This window comes from Brevibacterium picturae, from assembly GCF_030453725.1.
Taxonomy (GTDB): Bacteria; Actinomycetota; Actinomycetes; order Actinomycetales; family Brevibacteriaceae; genus Brevibacterium; species Brevibacterium sandarakinum_A.
Window position 1 is genome coordinate 1 of sequence record NZ_JAKDJU010000061.1, and the last position, 17735, is coordinate 17735.

The following is a 17735-nucleotide window of genomic DNA, read 5'->3' on the forward strand; positions in this document are numbered from 1 at the left end:
CCGCTGGCACCGGCCGGCGCCGCCGCGATTGCCCACCGCGCGGCCGGCAGGCGCGCGACCGCCGGGGTCGTGTAGGACCCCACGGTCAGGTCCTCGCCCAGCAGGGCGGGGGCAGCACTCGTGGAGTCAATCTACGTCAAAGGTTATTCGGCTACCGAACGTGGTGGAGTTCCGCTTCAACGTGTAGTCGTGGTCCGGTTCCAGAGCTCATTCGGTCGTCGCGTCACCGGGGGCTGAGCGAGTGAACCCCGCTGGCAACTCGTTGGACTGTCTCGGTGTTTGAACCTCGGCCCTCATGTCACAACACTACCGTTTGCGGTATAGTTGTGACATGAGGGCCGAGATGAAGAACCGGGACATCGTTCGAGAGATCGCGCTCGACCACTACGGGTACGTCAGCACGAAGGACGCAGTCGATGCGGGGGTTCCTGCAGTTGAACTCCCGAAGCTCGCGGCTCGAGGCGGTCTGGAGAATGTCGCCTACGGGCTGTACCGAGTTCCGGATGTGCAACCCACCCGATATGACCAGTTCGCTGAGGCGCTACTTAGAGTCGGGGAAGGGGCGTATCTCCATGGAGAGTCGGTGCTGGCCGTGTTCGGGCTCGCCGACGTAAACCCTCGCCGGATCAAGGTGGCCGTCCGCAGGCGAGCGCGACCGAAGCTGCCGGCCTTCATCGAGTTGGTGCAGTCGAAACACGATGTGCGGACCACTCTCTACGAGGGCCTCGAGTCCCAGACGGTTGCTGATGCACTGCTCGAGTGTCGTGGGCGAATCGAGGACGAACGTCTCCGCGCGGCTGCCGAGCAGGCACGAGCTGATGGGCTGCTCGCCACAGCTGAATGGCAGCGAGTGATGAAGGAGCTTCAGTCGTGAGCTACTCCGGTGCACCGGCGAGTGTGCGCTCCTTGGAGCAGCGCATCCGCAACCTTGAGGGCAGCGACGGGCTCGCCCTGCGTCGCAGGGTCAGCATGGCACTGGTCGTCGTGGGCCAGATGCTTCCCGGGGGAGCGGTCAAAGGTGGCAGTGCGATGGCGCTGCGCTACGGCCGGGGCTCGCGATTCACTCGGGACCTCGATGCTGCCCGAGTCCAGTCGCTCGACCGATTCCGCAGGGACTTGGAGGAAGCGCTGTCGCAAGGCTGGGCCGGATTCACTGGCAGGTTGATCGAGAAGACAGCGCCGCGTCCGCCGGCGGTGCCGACGGCATATGTCATGCAGCCCTTCGAGATCAAGCTCGACTATCGCGGTCGGTCGTGGTGCACGGTGCCGTTCGAACTCGGCCACAACGAGATCGGCGATGCCGATGAGCCCGAATCGCATCTCGCCGGTTCTCTGGGAACTCTCTTCACTGAGGTGGGTCTCGAAAAGCCGGGGCCTGTGCCGGTGATGCGAGTCGATCACCAGATAGCTCAGAAGCTTCACGCCATATCCGGCGAGGGCAGTGAGCGAGCCCGCGACCTCGTCGACCTCCAGCTTCTCGACAGTGGTGAGGATCTTGACCTCAGGTCGGTCGCGGCAACCTGCGTTCGACTCTTCGGCTATCGGCGACAGCAGGTGTGGCCCCCGTCCATCGTCACGGGTGAGCACTGGGACACCCTCTACATGGCGGCCACTGAGGGTCTCGACGTACTGCCGGGGGTTGAGGACGCCATCGTGTGGGTCAACGACTTCGTGCAGCGCCTCGCGTCGAGTATGTGAGTGACGGCAGATGGTTCTCCGTGCGGCGACGTGGTGGAGTTCCGGTTTAACGTGTGACGTTATTGACGCGACGCGTTAAGTCTGTCAGTCTGGTCTTGTGATCAGATCCTTCGCCGACAAGGCGACCGAGCGGTTGTGGCATCGGGACAAGATACCGTCGATCGATCCCCGTGTCCAGAAGGTCGCCATCCGCAAGCTGGCTCAGATTCACGCGGCCAGGTTCCTCGACTCGTTGCGTGTGCCACCGGGGAACCGACTCGAGCGGCTGAAGGGCGACCGCGCGGGCCAGCACAGTGTCCGCGTGAACGATCAATGGCGGATTTGTTTCACCTGGACAGAAGGAGGTGCTGAAGATGTCGAACTCGTCGACTACCACTGAGAAGTGGGATCCCATCCACCCGGGTGAAGTCCTGATGGAGGACTTCATTGACGGATTTGGGATCACCCAGAACAAGCTCGCTGTGTCGATTGGTGTTCCGCCACGGCGCATCAACGAGATCGTGCACGGCAAGCGAGCGATCACCGCTGACACCGCACTGCGCTTGGGTCGCTATTTCGGGATCGACCCGCAGTTCTGGCTGAACCTGCAGACTCACTACGAGCTGGAGCTCGCTGAGGACCGAGTTGGGGAGCAGATTTCTGCGATTGCGCCACTGCAGACTGCGTGAGCGACGGATGGTCAAACACGCCAGGGACGAGTTAGGGATCGCTCACAGTTGGGGAAGTGGACCCGAGGTGATCTTCCTGAGCAACCCTCTCGCTGACCCAGCGGAATGGGCTACCGGGGTTTGCGGTGAACTCGTATCACTGGGGCATCAGGTGACTACGTTCGAGCATCGCCCGAGCGCTTTCGACTAGAGAAGCGTAGTCGCTTGCGTATCGGAGTTCGTTGATAGGCGGAGCGAGCCGGTGTCGCTAGTGGGGTGGTCGCAAGGGGGCTGCGATCGCCCAAGAAGTCGCACTCGAAACCGGTGACCGGGTACAGGCCGCAGCCCTGCTCGCTACGTACGGCCGACAGAACGAGATCGACAAGCTGCTGCAGCAGTCGTGGGACCACCTCGCCGAAGACGGAACTGACAGCCTCCGAGCGGCGCTCAGGTTTCTGACTGCGTTTCCCGCCGAACGGTTGTCGGACGACGAGTTCATCCGAAGCCTGATGTCCCCGCAAATCGGGTGGTCCGGCAGAGCCGACTTCGAACTGCGGCGGCAGGCAGCGTCTTTCATCGAGACGTACCAGGATCGTCTTTCTGCTCTGTCTGGCGTTCGGGTTCCTTGTCTGGTGATGGGGTTCGAGTTAGACACCGACACCTTCGCCGCGCGGGCACGAGAAGTAGCCGAAGCTCTGCCGCGTGGGTGCTATCTGGAACTGGCAGCAATGGGCCACGCTGCGCCGATAAGCGATCCAGAGGCCGTTTGGCCTCCAGTCATCGATTTTTTAGAGCGACATCACCCGCCATATTGATGGGTTCTAGGTGTACTTCACCGACTCGTCGTGATCGCACGCGCAGACTGCCCTGTATGTGGGCACGCGGTGGAGTTCAGGTTTAACGTATAGCTTCCGATCCCTCAGGTCCAGGAACGGTGATGCCGTTCGCGTGCCGGACGCGATCTGGCTGCCGCGCCCGCATCAGCCCAGCGATCGTCATCACCCCGCACGCTCGGTGGCATGGCCAGCATCATGTCGTACCCGGCGAAACTGCGCCCTTGCGATGCTGAGGTAGAACGGTGCGGGGAATGGGGGTCTGGACCCCCTGGCGAATGCCTTCCTTGCCGCCCGCAGCCAATTGGTCTCACGGCTGACTCCGGTAAAGAAGACGTACATCGTGTTGCGGTCTTCGTCGGTGTCGCCGTATTGGGCCGAGGGGCCCAGAACGCCGTTGGCGTACCAGTCCGCGGCAGCGGAATCGACCTCGAGGATCGGGAGGGGGTCGTGAGACCAATCTTTCCGGTTGCCTGACGGAGCCTGCGATGAGAGCCACCACAAGCCCTGGACTGGGAAGGCGGATGCGCCGGAGAGGTTGCCGCTGCGGCAGGTCACCATCTCGTATCCATCGGTACTCGGGTTCACGACAGCATCGAAGTATCCCTCGTCCGTGGAGAACAGCACCTGGGGCTGGCTCCAGCTCGTTATACCGTCCTCGCTTTCGACGTAACGGATCTGGTAGATCGGAGGCGTCTTCTTTCCGGCCACTCGGGGTGTGGCGGCGTACCACATGCGCCACTTGCCTTCGAGATAACGCACCTTCGGCTCGAGCACGCTCGCAAAATCGGAGGTGCCGACGAGAACCGGCCGCGGGTACCGTGCCCAGCCCCGTGGAGTCTTTTCGAGGACGCCGATAGAAATCGGTTTGCTGTTGTCGATGATGCTCTGCGAGTTTCGTCCCGCGTGGTATATTCGCTCGCAAGCATAGAATTGTCCGGAGGCATCCATCCCGGCCCCGACAGCGTAGCTTGGTGTGTGGAGACCGGTGGCATCCCAGCTTCCTCTCCGGGGCTGAGCCACCAAGGACGCTGCACGTCGGGGTTTGTTCATCTGAGCTGTTATCGTCCATGGGTCGCTGTTCAGAGGTGCACCTGCGGGCAGGCTCGCACTGAACAGATTGTTCTTGCAGCCGGTGTGGAAACCGCCGAAGAACATCCACCATCGGTCGCCGATCTTCTGCACATCGGGGTCGCCGACACCAAGCAAGTTGGTGATCGGAGCGAAGCGTTCCCTCATGTCGAACAGCTTTCTCGGATTCGGCTCGACAGACTCGTCGAGGGTCGGACTTTGCGCGGTTTCGTCAGAATCCGGGGGCATACGCTGCAGTCTCCTTTCACGGCGGAGCAATCCGGATGGTCATCGATGTCCACATGGTATATGTCCCCGCGATTCGTTTCGGGCAGGAGTATGCCAATACTCGGAAACGGAGTGGGTTGACCAAGCCTCCGGCCCTGATCGGGCATCGAAGATCGGTTCGGTCGCCGATGAGCCCACGCGAGGGCGGCGTTTCGATCCACTTCGGTGGCATCACCGATGTCGCCGGACCGTTCGACGTGTTCGGACGACCTCGCGGCGTAGGCTACGGTTTCTTGCGAGTCAGGCATGGGGACATAGGGTTCTATGATTCGCTGACGGGTGCACTACGCGCGCTGCGGGTTGTGACCGCAACTTGTCGAGCATGATTGCCCAGCTGAGAGTCTATTCGGCCGCGGAAAGCGGTTGAGTTCCGAGTTGACGTGTGGGACCCGCCCCCTGACCGTTCCTGTAACCGGAAGATATCGTTCTGTTTCATGAAGAGTCTCCCTCGGCAGCTGACGCCGTTCGGGCGCTCCGACGCGGTCGGGGCGATACTCGCCGAAACCCTCGGGCACCCACATGTGGAGCTCTTGCTCGCCGAGGCTGGTCGACGAACCGGCGTCAGCGGACCGGTGGTGCACCGTGAGGTTGGCAGACTCGTTGACAGCGACGTCCTTCGCGACCGTCTGGAGGGGCGCAACCGGCTGGCGCGCGCGAACACCGATCACCCGCTGTTCTCGATCATGCGAGATCTGATCTCCGCGACCTACGGACCGGTCCCAGCGCTTCGGGAGCTCTTCACGGACGTCGACGGCGTGGAACTCGTGCTGATCTATGGATCCTGGGCCGCGCGTAGGTTGGGGGAGAGCGGCGCTTTCCCGAACGACATCGACGTCCTCGTCGTGGGCGATTCCCCGCGACAGACGTTGTCGAGGATTGCTTCCGACGCGAGTGATCGGCTCGATGCGGCGGATCTGTTTCACCTGGACAGAAGGAGGTGTTGAAGATGTCGAAATCGTCGACCGCTACGACATCCGGCCTGCGAAGCCCGAGTTTCAGGAACGGCACTTCTTCGAGCTTGAGGTGTTTGACGAGCGGGTAGCGCAACGATGGGCCGCGAGAGATGACGACCCCGCCGACGGCGGTGCCCCGGTGTGGTGGACATGTCGGCGGACGCCTCTGGCTGACGCCCGCCTGCCAGTCTGTGAAGGGATCGCATAACTGCTGGCCAACCGGCATTCGCGGGCCCATCCAATCCGCCGAGACGTGAATTGTTCGGTTCGTCGTGGCTGAGACGCTCACGCGCCAGCGTCATGCCTGATAGGTGCTCCGTCCACAGCGCACTTCCGCATGACTGGCCAGCGGGCCAGAGACAACGTCGAGGATCTCGGAATCGTTCTCCTCGGTTGTCTGTCGTATGCGAACCATGCCCATGCGCTAGAGTGACCGCTGATGTCAGCATGTGATCGCAACGATGAGATCTGATGTAGGTGGAGAGTCAACCTGGAAGATCGAAAGTTGAGGACTGAAGATGACCGATAGCAAGAGTTCGTCACAGCACTCGGAAAGAGGGGGCGTGGCGAAGGTGTTCCGGGCAGTGGTCCTCGTCCTCGCGCTCATGGTGGGCGTGATCGCCGCGATCTTCGGACTCGCATCGCTCGTTCCCGGGCTTGGGTCCCTCAGCACGGGTGCGGCCCGGTTGGCGCCCACTGTGGCGCCGATAGCGGCTCTGGCTGGAGTGATCGTGCTCCTCGTCGGAATCATCGCTGTGTGCAGGGGGCGTCGGCGCACCGGTGCAGTCACGAGCGTGCTCGGCGGGATCGGCGCAGTCGCGAACATTGCGGTGGTCATAGTTCTCGTCGGCGCCATCACCTCGGCCGGGGGCTCGGTCAACCTGTTTACTGCGACGTTCGGGCTGTCCGCCATGGACGCGGCGACGCCCGACCGCCAGGAAGTGTACGAGAAGACCAGCTCGGGGGATGACCTCTCCCTGTCGATCTACGAGCCGGCGGATGCGAAAGGCCCGGCACCGACAATCATGTTCGTCCACGGTGGCGGCTGGATCGCGGGCGAACCGAACGCAACGAGCTCAGAACTTCGCACACTCGCGGACCACGGCTACGTGGTCGTGTCGGTCGAGTACGAACTTGCCACCAAGGAAAACGCGACCTGGCAGAAGGCGCCCTCTCAAGTTGCGTGCGCGGCGGCCTGGATTCAGTCCCACGCCGGCACGCTCGGTGCAGATATGGAGCGTTTCGCGTTCTGGGGTGAGAGTTCCGGCAGCAACATGGTTGCCAACACCGCCGGCGCCGCGGCGGAGGGCACAGCCGAATCGTCGTGCGGTGGGAAAGTTCCCGCCCCGGCTGCAATTGTCGCCGACTACCCCGCGTTCGACGTGACTGGCCTCTACGAGAGTGCCCCTGCAGGCCCGGGCGCAGGCACGGGCACCCGCATCTTCGCGACCAGTTACACGGGCGGCACCCCCGAGGAATTCCCGAAACGTTACGCCACAGCGAATTCCGCCACGCACCTCACTGCTTCCGCCCCGCCGACGCTGATGATGACCGCAATGCGTGATGACGTCATCACGCCCGCTGACCAGCTCGCATGGGCCGACGCGGCCCGAAACCGCGGAGCCGACGTCCAGACGGTGCAGATTCCGCTCGCGAACCACGCCTACACGCAGACAGCGAAGAACTCCATCGGCAGCCAGGCACACCTCAGCATCGCAGAGGCGTACTTGTCCGAACGACTTCGATAACCACGAGGCAAAGGCTCGGCAAGCACCTCGTCGATCGAGCGTTGCTGCTGGCGGACCAACACAGAGCAGGGTAGGCGAGACCGCCGGTGTGCATTTTCAACCAGGACGCGCAGACCCGCTTGCATGCCTACGCGCACTCGACAGATGCGTCGAAGGCCCGACGTCACCGAATTCGTCAGGGGATGTCTGACCTGTTCGACAGGTGCTCGGCGGGCCCCATGCAGAGGTGTCGGTACAGGAAGCCCGCTTCGCGTTTCCTTAGACCAGGCTCGGAACAGTCACCGGCGTCACCTCGTCCAGACGCAATAGTTTCGCTAAATGCGGGGCATCGTCCTTATCGGTCTTGACGCGGTCACCAGCTGAACGTTGGAGTTTCGACGGGGCGGCTACGCATCGGATCCCGGCGTCCGTGAGGTGACGTGCCAGACCGAACCCTGTGGGCCCGGCCCCGTACACGACTGAGGCTGGCCCGTGCTGACGGTGGATGAACGTGGTGATGTCGGTGAAGTCGGGGGTGAGTTTGCGTTGGACGAGTTCGCCTGTGTGCGTGTCGAGTGCTGCTGCGACCACGCTACGGGCGTGCACGTCGAGTCCTATGCTTGTACGCTCGGTAAACACCGGGGCCTCCCACAAATGTTGGATAGGCCGGGCACGGGGCTTCGTGTCCGGTAACCCACGATTCTTTGTGAGGTGGGCCCCGGCCCGCAACCCCTGACCAAAACGGTGGGGTCACTGCATACCGTCTAGCGAGCGGTCCAAGCTCACGTGACATCATGACACGTGCGAGATCTGGGCCGCCTAGCTGGTCGGCCTGAAGAAGTTGATCAGGTTGCCGTCCGGATCCCTGACGAGAAGCGAACGGTTCCCCCACGGCATGTCTGTCGGCTCATTGACGAATACTTCGACCACATCGTGAAGCGTTCTGTAGGTGGCATCGACATCGTCGACGAGGAAGTCCAGGGCCACGCTGCGATTCGTTCGAGCCTCGGCGGCATTCTCGCCAAGTAGGGGCACCGTCGCCGTGCTGGCGATGGCAAGTGTGCCGGATGGCGTGCGGAGCTCAGCGAACATCGGGTGGAGTCGTGCGGCGGTGAGTCCCGTGACTGCTTCGTAGAACGCGACGAGCTCATCGACGTCGTCGGTGAAGATGCGGGTGGCTGCCAGTTGCATTTCTGTCTCCTTGGGTTGTGACCGCGGCCCAGGAATCTGGGCTCGACCGTCACGCTACTGGCAATACCGGGCGAAAACCGCCCGGTATCTGAGAGATGATGGGTGCCATGGCCGATACAACCGCGCGAGCACTGCAGCTGCTCGAGATGCTGCAGTCCGCACAGCTGCGCACTGTCACCGAGCTGTCCGAGCGCCTCGGCGTCGATGAGCGCACCGTGCGACGAGATGTGGCGCGGCTGAGCGATCTGGGTGTGCCTGTCGAAGCCCTGCGGGGACGCTACGGCGGCTATCGTCTAGCTCCGGGCCAGCGCGTCCTCCCGATCATATTCAGCGCTGAGGAAGTCATCGCGGTATTTCTCGGGCTTTCCCGTGCACAGGCAGCCTCCCGCGAGCCGGAGATTGCAGCGCAGACGGCCCTGTCTAAGATCAGGCGAGCGATGCCGTCGGCTGAGGTGAAGCGGATTGATGCTGTGCTGGCAGCGATGACGAGTACGTCTGGCCCCACAAGCGATGGCGTCGATCCCGCCGTGATGTTGAGCCTGGCCGAGGCGGTGAGCAGTCACCACGTTCTCGACCTTCGCTATCTCAACGGCAGAGACGTCCCGTCGCGTCGCACTATCCATCCTTATGGCCTGGCCGCACATTCGGACAGGTGGTACCTCGTTGCGTTCGACGCCGAGAGACACGAGGAGCGGACGTTCCGAGTCGACCGCATTCGGACGGTTCGAGCGATACCCGGAACTTTCACGCACTCGGAACAGTTTGACATGAGGAGCCACCTCATCGACCTCTTCGCCGCGGCGGACTATCGGTGGCAGGTCGTGCTGCACATCCAAGCGGCTGAGGGCCACATCCGGTCACATCTGCCAGCCAGCGTTGCCCGTCTTGAAGAGTGGGATCGCGGGACGGAACGAGCAGATAAAGGCGATTCGCCGTGGCATCGGGCCGAGATCCATGCCGAGAACCTCGACTGGCTCCCACCCATCATTGCAGCCCTGGACTGCGAGGTGGAGATCGAGAGCCCCAACGAGCTTCGAAACCGAGTGCGATGTGCTGCGAGGCGAATGCTTCACGCAGCCGGTGACGGCGCAGACACAATCAGACCGTGATGCTATCGTGCAATATGGTCTCGATGAGAGTGAACGGAGTCGACCTCGGAGTAGAGAGTTTCGGTCGCGATGAGGATCCCCTGCTGTTGCTCGTGGGAGGAACCACGATGCTGTCGTGGCCTGATTCACTGTGCGAACGGTTGGCAGCGGCCGGGCGGAGAGTCGTCCGCTATGACCTGCGTGACTCCGGGGGATCGACCACCCGCGACCCGGAGAACCCGACATACGACCTGCGCGATCTCGCCGAGGATGCGGCAGGCCTCGTCTCAGCGCTCGGTGCCCAGACGGCCCACCTCGGCGGTATTGGGGTCGGGGGCATGGTCGCTCAACTCGCCGCGCTCGACCACCCGCAGTCGATCTCAGCGCTGACGCTGATGAGCACCCGACCTGTTGCACCTGGTCCAGTTGACGATGACCTGCCAGACCACGATCACACCGTCATGTCGAGGCTGTTCTCACGCCCGCCGCCGGACTGGGTCGACCGTCGAGCTGTCACCGACTATGCCGCCGACGGGGCCACGCTGCTCGGCAACGATCCCGATCAAGCACGTGCACTCGCCGGACGGATCTGGGACCGAACCCCGACCCAGGAGACGGCCGTCCACGAAGCGAATCAGCTGGGCATTGTCTTCTCTCGACTCGATTGCTCACCGCGTTGGCGAGAACGCTTGGGCAAACTGCGAATACCGACTCTCGTTGTCCACGGTCGAGTCGACCCCTTCTTTCCTGTCGGCAATGGTGAAGCCCTCGCCGCAGCGATCCCCGGCGCAGATCTGCTGATCCAAGACGGGATGGGGACATTGCTGCCCGATGACGCGACCGGCGAAGTCGCCAGGGCAATGCTCGCACTCTGAAACTGGGCGCTCTGACCCGGCCAGTGGCTGGCGAGCGGAGTTGGCCTCATCGAAGCAAACGTGTGACCCGACGGCGCGGACTCAGCTCACCTCGGCAATCCGCGGATGCGGATAGTCAGACTCCCGGCCCTGGAAACTCAAGATGCTCGGATTCTTGACCTCACCGTTCTCGATCTCGATCGCACGAGAGATGGTGGGAATCTGTGACCAAGCATCCGGTCCTTCCAGGACTGTGCGGAGGAACGGCAGGATCGCCTCGCTGATCTCCCACGTCGCTGAGTTCCACAGGTACGACGGACTATGATCGACGGCGTAGTAGGTGACTCCCTGCCCGACGGTGAACACCGGATCATCGAATCCCGTGGGCTTCGCCCATTCGAAGCCCATTCCCTCGTCGCACGAGACGTCGATGATCAGGCTGCCGGGGGCGAACTCGTCCAGATCCTCTGTGCGCAGGTAAGTTATCGGAGCGGAGACGTCCTGGAGCGTGCAGTTGAGCACGATGTCGTGTGATGCGAGGAAGGTCGGGAGCCGAACGTCGCCATCTGCCGTCACTACCGTGCTGAGATGGGTTGGGCCCCCACCGGTTTTGAGCTGGGTGATGTGAGCACTGTGGATCGGCGAGCCGACGGCCGCGACTCCTCGCTGTGTGAGTACCTGGATATCGTGGATTCCCTGTGCCTTGAGTGCGGTCACAGCACCACGCGCCGTAGCGCCGAACCCGATGACGACCGCACTGAGTCGTGGACCATAGTCACCGGTCGAGCCGCTGAGGCTCAGGGCGTGCTGGACAGAGCAGTAACCAGCCAGTTCGTTGTTCTGGTGGAACACGTGCAGGCTGAAATCGCCCTGCGGGGTCCAATGGTTCATCGCTTCGAAGGCGATAAGAGTGAGTCGACGATCGATTGCAGTCTGCGTCATGTCCGCATCCTGTACGCAATGCGGCCATCCCCACAGAATGCGGCCTTCGGGAATCGCCTCCACATCGGCCGCCTGCGGCTTCGGCAGGAGCAGCACGTCAGCGGACTCGATCACCTCGGAGCGCTCCGCGACTCGTCCGACACGAGACTCGATATAACCGGGTTCCAATTGGAAGTCCGCGGCATAGCCGCGTTCGACGATCATCCGGGCCCGGATATCTGGGTCAATGCGGTCGATGTGATGAGGGTGGATCGGGAGTCGCCGCTCGTTCTCCATTGAGGAGCCGGCGAGCAGACCGAGGGTGAGCAGGTCGGTGCCAGATAACCCGCTGGACGCCGAGGCGCTAGAGTCAGCAGTGGTCGGTTGAGCGGTGCCGGTCATCCGGCCTCCCATCGTTGGGGAACCAGAGTCGGCTCCGGCTTCGACTATACGCTGAACCATCCCGGAACCGGCTTTCCGCGCAATCAAGGACACGGCCGAGGCGTGAGCGTATTCAGGACAGCAGTCGTGCGAAGTCTGTGAGGGCCTGGCGTCCAACCAGTTCTCCTGGCATCAGTGGGAGCTCTGACAGAGGGATGTCGGGCAGCATCAGCCGCACTCGTTCAACCTGTGAGTCCTCGGCGTCACGGCGATCCTTGAGCAGTTGCCCCGCGTCCGAGGGGGAACGCCGATTGGCGACGAGCGCCGCCAACGGTACGTTGATGGCCTTGAGAGATTCTGCCAGCTCCAAGGTCTCCGCAACCGGCATCCTCTCGGGAGTGAATACGACGAGGAATCCGGTGCGCGAACGGTCGGTGACGACCTTTCGCAGATTCTCGAAGCGGTCTCTGCGGCGAATGAGCGTCCGACGGAGCTCAGCGTCAGCCTCGGCGGCGGGATCAGCGCCGGACGTGCCCGCGATGCTGCGCATTGCCGCGGAGTAGCGTTCTGAGCGATCACGATTCTTCAGCAGCGACTCGGTCCAGGTCGTCAGCTGCGCAGGCAGGGTGAGGAGCCTGAGCGTGTGGCCGGTTGGAGCAGTGTCGAAGACGACGAGGTCGTACTCCTCCATCCCCTGTGCGACTGCGTCGGCGACCCGTTCGAGAACCGCTGATTCGAAGCTGCCAGGAGCTTCCCGCGCCAGGGCGAGATGACGCTGCGCATGGGGACGCATGCGTTCGGGCAACATCCGCCTCATCATGCGTTCGACGGACGCCAGGTGGCGTTCGAGTGTGGCCTTCGGATCGATCTCCATTCCATCGACGAGCCCGCCGGAAGCATCATCGTCAGTGAAGGCAATCAGCCGCTCGGGTGCATCGCCGACCTCACGGTCCCAGAGATGCCCGAGGTTGTGCGCCGGATCCGTGGAGACGACGAGGACGCGCTGTCCCTTGAGCGCCTGCGCGACAGCCAGGGACGAGGCTACCGTGGTCTTGCCGACGCCGCCCTTTCCGCCGACGAACACGACGCGAAGACCGTCGACCGAGTTCAACAGCATGCGATGTGGTCCAGAGGTGAGTCGGGCATGCCCATGCGGCGATGCCAGGCATGGAAGTCCTGGTAGAGGCTGGGGAGGAACTCCGCCGTGTAGTAGGCGGCGGGATCCGGTACACCTAGTGCTTCGCCCAGAACGATCAGGGTGAAGAAGTCGTCCTCACTCTGCTTCTCCCGGGCAAACATCTGACGGTATGGTCCCTTGTAGAACTCGTCCAAGCCGTCGCGGAACGCGGCCCAGCGCTGGGCGAACTCTTTCGTCCAGCGCTGGGCCGCGTTCATACCGCTTTCATCGGGCAATGATCAGACCTCTTCGCGTACGGCTTCGATCTTCTCGTCGGCATCCTCGGGCTCCGGCGGGTCCGATCGAGCTCGGATGATCGCTCTGATGCCTTCGATCGCTACGAACACGCTGCTGACGATGATGATGCAGTCGATCGCGAAGAGCAGCCAGTCCGCGCTTCCCGGGGTCGCGAAGCTGAAGAGCTGGTCGATCGCGGCCCAGAACGACATGACGAACACGATGGCCAACGGAATGAGCGCCGGCCACGGATTGCGCCGCTTTCGGATGAGCATGACCGCGAGGATCATCAACGTCAACGATGCCATCAGCTGATTGGTCGTACCGAAGAGCGGCCAGATGCGCAGACCGCCTTCTCCTCCCAGCCCCTGTGAGAATGTGAGGCCCATGCCCAGCACGACGACGACTCCTGTCGCCGTGTACTTGCCGATCCTGAGGTTGACGCGTTCACCCATCTCTTGGACGACGAATCGCATCAGACGGAACCCGGTGTCGAGCGAGGTTGCGGCAAACAGCACTGCCATCGTGGCGAGCACAGTGGTGCTCAATGACGCAGGCAGGCCCAGACCGGATTCCATGAGCATGCCGCCGCCCTGGACGAATGACTGCACACCGGCTTCACCGAACTTGCTGTAAAGCTCTTGCCACTCAGCAACGGTGCGAAGTCCGGCGGAGATCGCGATGATCGTTCCCAGCGCCAGGAGGCCCTCACCAACTGCACCGAAGTAACCGACGAACCGGGAATCCGTCTCCTTGTCCAGCTGTTTGGAGCTGGTTCCCGAGGAGACCATGCCGTGGAAACCTGAGATAGCGCCACAGGCGATTGTGACGAAGAGCAGCGGCACGATGCTGGGGGTGCCCTCCGGAACATTCATGTTGATGGCCGGGGTCACGATGTCGTGGGCACCGTCGGCGACGAACATGCCGACGACCACAGCCCCGTAGAGGAGGATGAGGCCGATGAACAGCTGCACGCCGTTGATGTAGTCGCGCGGCTGCAGAAGCACCCACACCGGCAGCAGAGACGCGAACGCTCCGTAGATGAACAGCGTCAGGATCCAGAAGACGGTCGGCGTCATGCCGAGGAAGGTCTCCGGCAGGACGACGGGTACAGCATCGCCGAGGACGATGAGACCGTAGAGAGCGATGACGCCGACGATGGTCACCGCCACCAACGGCATGCGCAGACGGTATACGGCCACGCCGACGAGCAGAGCGACGCCGATCGCGCCCCAAGTCGGAATGACCGCGGACGGTGTGGAGATGAGCAGTCCGGTGATGACGACGGCGAATGCTGCGATCACCATGAGCAGCAGAATGAAGATCACGATCAGGAACAGGCCAGCGCCGCGTTTGCCGATGTAGCGGCCGGACAGCGCACCGATCGACTGGCCCTTGTTTCGAACCGATGCCCATAGCGCACCGAAGTCGTGCATACCGGCGAAGAAGACAGTGCCGAGTGTGACCCAGAGGAACGCGGGCACCCAGCCCCAGATCAGCGCGACGGCCGGACCGACGATGGGTGCGGCACCTGCAACCGAAGTGAAGTGGTGGCCCCAGAGGATGAATTTGTTCGTGGGGACGTAGTCGACCCCGTCTGAGAGTTCGTGAGAGGGTGTGCGGAATTCGTCATTCAGGCGATAGACGCGTTTCGCGAGGTACTTGGAATACACAAGGTATCCGAGTGCCAGGATCGCGAGACCGATCACCATCAGGAGGACGGGACTCATCAAGTGTGCCTTTCGTCATTGCGTCATTGCGCAGACGGATTGAAGTTCAGCCGGTGCTGTGACGCCAGTATACCAACGTCAGCGTTTCGTTTGAACTTCCTCAGTATTCAGTGTGAATGGTTGAGGGCTCCTGCTGCGTAGGCGGCCTGACCGACATGAACGGCCGCGTCGTCGATGATCGACGCCAGTCGCACGCCGCGAGTGACTGGGGGAGTCCAGTTCTCGTCAATGACTTCGCCGAGGTCGGTCTCCGAGAGTTCGCTGACGTAGCGGCCCAGCGCACTGAGCGTGGCTTCGACATAGTCGACGAGCAGCTGCTGATCATCGACCTTGATGCCAGCCGCCTGCTCGGGCGTGTGCCCGAGTCCGACTGCATCGCCAGGTTCTCCCAGCCCGAAGCGATCACGGAACTTCGTCCACACCTGCGCGTCACCAGTGAGGTCGGAGAGCTGGACATCGACCTCACGTCCGCTGTGCCACAGCAGCCAGGCAATCGAATTGGGATGGCCGCCAGGGTGGGCGTTGAGCTGATCGGCGGAGAGCGCCGGCAGATTGTTTGCTGCATCGACGGGACGGTGGGTCAAATCGGTGAGGATCTCAATGCTGTTCATAAGGCCCATTGTGCTCTTCGCCAGCCCGCTTGTCATTCGGTCGGTGGAGAGTCAGTCCAGCCGTGGTCGTTGACGGTTCTGCTTGATCTCGGAACGACGTCGCTCGGCCCGGACTCTGCGGCGGCGGGAGTTCCGCGATGGTTTGGTGGCTCGGCGCTCCACGGGTGGGGCGAGTGCCTCTCGCAGGAGCTCGGCGAGTCGCTGTCTGGCGGCATTGCGGTTCCTCAGCTGTGAGCGTTGACCTTCGGAACTGACCGTCAGCACGGTGCCGGCAAGCCTGGCTGAGAGCCGCTCGAGCACTCGGGAACGCTGCGTCTCGGTCAGCGCGGTGCTCGCGCCGAGGTCGACGCTCAGCTGAACTCGGGAGTCTGAGGTGTTGACATGCTGCCCGCCGGGTCCGGATGAACGCGAGAACTGCTCTGTGAGATCTCCTGCTGGGATTACGAGGCCAATGGGTATACCGGGGCCGGCAGGGACTCTGAGGTCATCCACGGAATTTGTCTCCTCACATGCTGATCAGCGGTGGTCGCCGGAGATCATCTGGTTGAGGGTGTCGACGAAGTCCCGTGCGATTCTTTCCCAGTTGTACCTCATGCGGAGGAACGTGCCGCGATGAGAGCGGACGGTGATTCTGCCAAAGAACAGGCCCACCTTCAACGTCGCTCCCGAGACGTCACTGGCAGCGATTTCACCCCGCTTGCCCCAGAAGCCGAATATACCGCAGCGCAGCAGGAGAACTCGACGATCGGTGACGAGCATCAGGGGATCGACCCACGTCCACCCATTTCCCTCCAGTGCCAGATGGACGATTTCGTCGCCGTCGAGAAATCGGTCGATGACGACTTTGAACGCGCTCAGAGGGGCAGGTTCCTCCCGCTGACGGTTGAGTGCTGTAAGCAATGAGGAGGCAGGATCGGGCGAGGCGCGCATGAACTCAGTTTACGGTCTTGGAATCGGAGCTGTCCCTCCCGGCGCGATGCCTCCCGGAGACCCCTCAATCCGATTCGGATTCCTCGCGCAGCCGCGGTTCGACCTGCTTTTCGGGACGGATACCTGACTTATCCGCGTAGAACGCACGGATGCGATCCATGTCTGCCACGACGTCCCCGGTGATGTCGATGGTCGGTCCGAGCCCCGTGGTCATCGTGGTCCGATCGACGTATCCGAGCGTAACCGGCATACCGGTCTCCTGGGCGATCCGGTAGAACCCGGACTTCCAATGGGTGTGACCGCCTCGCGTGCCGTCGGGGGTGACGACGAGGCCGAAGACGTCACCGGCATGGACTCGGTCGATCACCTCGGCGACGATCCGCCTGGGATCAGTGCGGTCGACAGGGATGCCGCCGAGCCCGCGCATGATCGGTCCACGCCAGCCTTTGAAGAGGCTGTGCTTGCCCAGCCAGTGCACCTCGATGCGCTGGCTCCAGGCGATCGCGAGCATGAGTGCGAAGTCCCAGTTGGACGTATGAGGGGCACCAATGAGCACGGTGGGCCGACTCGGCGCGGGCTGGGTGACCAACTTCCAGGGACCGAATGACCAGAACGCGCGGGCGGCAAGGCGTCGAAGCATGCTCACTACGTTAGAGGACGACCGCGAGGTTCTTCGACAGGAAGCCCCACGTGTCCGGTAAGTTCCCTGTCCCGAGGCGTTGGGTCAAGCTGCTCATCCCTCGCCGAGGCGCTACGACGGACAACGCCTGAGACGTCCGTCGGCGTCGGAGCAGTCATTGTCGATTCGTCGAATAGCGTGCGTGGGCTGCGGACAGAAGCTCGAACAGCTGCCGCTGGCGCAACTCGAACCCGGTGCGAAGAACGATTCGACCGGCGAACAGTCCCTTGCGGCCACGGCGCTGGATTGATTCGGGCGTCAGTTGATAGATGACGCATTTGGGTCCGGGTCTGGCGGTGACTGTATCGAGGTCGATCCGTTCGATCTCGTTCCATGCCAAGAAGGTCGAGGGGAGAACGACCCCGCGATGGGACTCGACGAGACCCTTGTGCGAAAGCAGCAGGGCTTCTGACCGTCGGAGGCGAAACGCTACAGCAACCGGCGCCAGAACCAGGCAGCCGAGGATGCCGATGACCAGTGCCCAGATCCGCAGGTTGAAGGCGAAGAGCATCCAACTGACATTCTCTTCCAAACTGCGGTTGACGATGATGACCAAGAGTCCCGCGAGAAACGCGCCGATCACCAGCGCGAGACAAAGAACGAACACGAGTTTGCGTGAGGATGTCTTCAAGGCGACGCTGCGACCCCGGTCCAGGTTGTGCAGGACGGTTGGGGTATGAAGGCGCCTCGGCATAGTTACGAGAATACCGCGTTGGAAT

General features: G+C 62.5%; 19 protein-coding genes and 1 pseudogene. 8 read left to right on the plus strand and 12 right to left on the minus strand.

Annotated features, from left to right (window positions below; genetic code table 11):
- Positions 1 to 331: 331 nt before the first annotated feature.
- The 4 genes from L0G76_RS08020 to L0G76_RS08035 all read left to right on the plus strand — a co-directional run bounded on the left by L0G76_RS08020 (position 332) and on the right by L0G76_RS08035 (position 2366).
- The gene (locus L0G76_RS08020) at positions 332 to 874 is read left to right on the plus strand and encodes a type IV toxin-antitoxin system AbiEi family antitoxin domain-containing protein (RefSeq protein WP_304356774.1); all 543 of its coding nucleotides are present in this window, start codon (positions 332 to 334) and stop codon (positions 872 to 874) included.
- On the plus strand, positions 871 to 1698 hold the full coding sequence (locus L0G76_RS08025; RefSeq protein WP_304356775.1) for a nucleotidyl transferase AbiEii/AbiGii toxin family protein: 828 nt from the start codon (positions 871 to 873) through the stop codon (positions 1696 to 1698). The genes L0G76_RS08020 and L0G76_RS08025 overlap by 4 nt, the downstream gene beginning before the upstream one ends.
- Positions 1699 to 1795: 97 nt before the next feature.
- On the plus strand, positions 1796 to 2077 hold the full coding sequence (locus L0G76_RS08030; protein WP_304356776.1) for a type II toxin-antitoxin system RelE/ParE family toxin: 282 nt from the start codon (positions 1796 to 1798) through the stop codon (positions 2075 to 2077).
- On the plus strand, positions 2052 to 2366 hold the full coding sequence (locus L0G76_RS08035) for a HigA family addiction module antitoxin (RefSeq protein ID WP_304356777.1): 315 nt from the start codon (positions 2052 to 2054) through the stop codon (positions 2364 to 2366). The genes L0G76_RS08030 and L0G76_RS08035 overlap by 26 nt, the downstream gene beginning before the upstream one ends.
- A gap of 977 nt (positions 2367 to 3343) precedes the next feature.
- On the opposite strand, the gene L0G76_RS08040 is transcribed toward L0G76_RS08035, so the two are convergent.
- Positions 3344 to 4417, minus strand: a complete 1074-nt coding sequence (locus tag L0G76_RS08040) for a hypothetical protein (RefSeq protein WP_304356778.1) — start codon at positions 4415 to 4417, stop codon at positions 3344 to 3346.
- Positions 4418 to 4971: 554 nt separating this feature from the next.
- Here L0G76_RS08040 and L0G76_RS08045 point away from each other — a divergent pair.
- Both L0G76_RS08045 and L0G76_RS08050 read left to right on the plus strand, forming a co-directional pair.
- The gene (locus L0G76_RS08045; protein WP_304356779.1) at positions 4972 to 5481 is read left to right on the plus strand and encodes a hypothetical protein; all 510 of its coding nucleotides are present in this window, start codon (positions 4972 to 4974) and stop codon (positions 5479 to 5481) included.
- Between the two features lie 572 nt (positions 5482 to 6053).
- A complete protein-coding gene (locus L0G76_RS08050; protein ID WP_304356780.1) occupies positions 6054 to 7238 on the plus strand; it encodes an alpha/beta hydrolase fold domain-containing protein in 1185 nt (394 codons plus the stop codon).
- 267 nt (positions 7239 to 7505) lie between these two features.
- Here L0G76_RS08050 and L0G76_RS08055 read toward each other — a convergent pair.
- Both L0G76_RS08055 and L0G76_RS08060 read right to left on the minus strand, forming a co-directional pair.
- A pseudogene (locus L0G76_RS08055) lies at positions 7506 to 7856 on the minus strand (IS110 family transposase); the annotation flags it as partial.
- Positions 7857 to 8036: 180 nt separating this feature from the next.
- Complete coding sequence (locus L0G76_RS08060) at positions 8037 to 8408, minus strand: VOC family protein (protein WP_304356782.1); 372 nt, start codon at positions 8406 to 8408, stop codon at positions 8037 to 8039.
- Between the two features lie 107 nt (positions 8409 to 8515).
- Here L0G76_RS08060 and L0G76_RS08065 point away from each other — a divergent pair, with 107 nt between their 5' ends.
- Together L0G76_RS08065 and L0G76_RS08070 are read left to right on the plus strand one after the other, a co-directional pair.
- Positions 8516 to 9517, plus strand: coding sequence for a helix-turn-helix transcriptional regulator (locus L0G76_RS08065; RefSeq protein WP_304356783.1), 1002 nt, complete (start codon positions 8516 to 8518; stop codon positions 9515 to 9517).
- 23 nt (positions 9518 to 9540) lie between these two features.
- Positions 9541 to 10371, plus strand: a complete 831-nt coding sequence (locus tag L0G76_RS08070; RefSeq protein ID WP_304356784.1) for an alpha/beta fold hydrolase — start codon at positions 9541 to 9543, stop codon at positions 10369 to 10371.
- 81 nt (positions 10372 to 10452) lie between these two features.
- On the opposite strand, the gene L0G76_RS08075 is transcribed toward L0G76_RS08070, so the two are convergent.
- From L0G76_RS08075 to L0G76_RS08115, 9 genes are all read right to left on the minus strand, one after another.
- Positions 10453 to 11673, minus strand: coding sequence for a N(5)-(carboxyethyl)ornithine synthase (locus tag L0G76_RS08075; RefSeq protein WP_304356785.1), 1221 nt, complete (start codon positions 11671 to 11673; stop codon positions 10453 to 10455).
- 112 nt (positions 11674 to 11785) lie between these two features.
- Positions 11786 to 12769, minus strand: coding sequence for an ArsA family ATPase (locus tag L0G76_RS08080; RefSeq protein ID WP_304356786.1), 984 nt, complete (start codon positions 12767 to 12769; stop codon positions 11786 to 11788).
- Complete coding sequence (locus L0G76_RS08085) at positions 12760 to 13047, minus strand: cory-CC-star protein (RefSeq protein ID WP_304356787.1); 288 nt, start codon at positions 13045 to 13047, stop codon at positions 12760 to 12762. The genes L0G76_RS08080 and L0G76_RS08085 overlap by 10 nt, the downstream gene beginning before the upstream one ends.
- A gap of 21 nt (positions 13048 to 13068) precedes the next feature.
- On the minus strand, positions 13069 to 14796 hold the full coding sequence (locus tag L0G76_RS08090) for a carbon starvation CstA family protein (RefSeq protein ID WP_304356788.1): 1728 nt from the start codon (positions 14794 to 14796) through the stop codon (positions 13069 to 13071).
- Positions 14797 to 14903: 107 nt separating this feature from the next.
- Entirely contained in the window at positions 14904 to 15407 is a 504-nt protein-coding gene (locus L0G76_RS08095; RefSeq protein ID WP_114384690.1) for a mycothiol transferase, read from the minus strand.
- 51 nt (positions 15408 to 15458) lie between these two features.
- Positions 15459 to 15899, minus strand: a complete 441-nt coding sequence (arfB, locus tag L0G76_RS08100; RefSeq protein ID WP_304356789.1) for an alternative ribosome rescue aminoacyl-tRNA hydrolase ArfB — start codon at positions 15897 to 15899, stop codon at positions 15459 to 15461.
- 24 nt (positions 15900 to 15923) lie between these two features.
- Positions 15924 to 16337: a PH domain-containing protein gene (locus L0G76_RS08105; protein ID WP_304356790.1), complete on the minus strand. Its 414-nt coding sequence runs from the start codon at positions 16335 to 16337 to the stop codon at positions 15924 to 15926.
- A gap of 64 nt (positions 16338 to 16401) precedes the next feature.
- A complete protein-coding gene (locus L0G76_RS08110) occupies positions 16402 to 16977 on the minus strand; it encodes a 1-acyl-sn-glycerol-3-phosphate acyltransferase (RefSeq protein ID WP_304356791.1) in 576 nt (191 codons plus the stop codon).
- 154 nt (positions 16978 to 17131) lie between these two features.
- Positions 17132 to 17735, minus strand: a 604-nt coding sequence (locus L0G76_RS08115) for a hypothetical protein (protein ID WP_304356792.1), incomplete at its 5' end; no start/stop codon positions are given.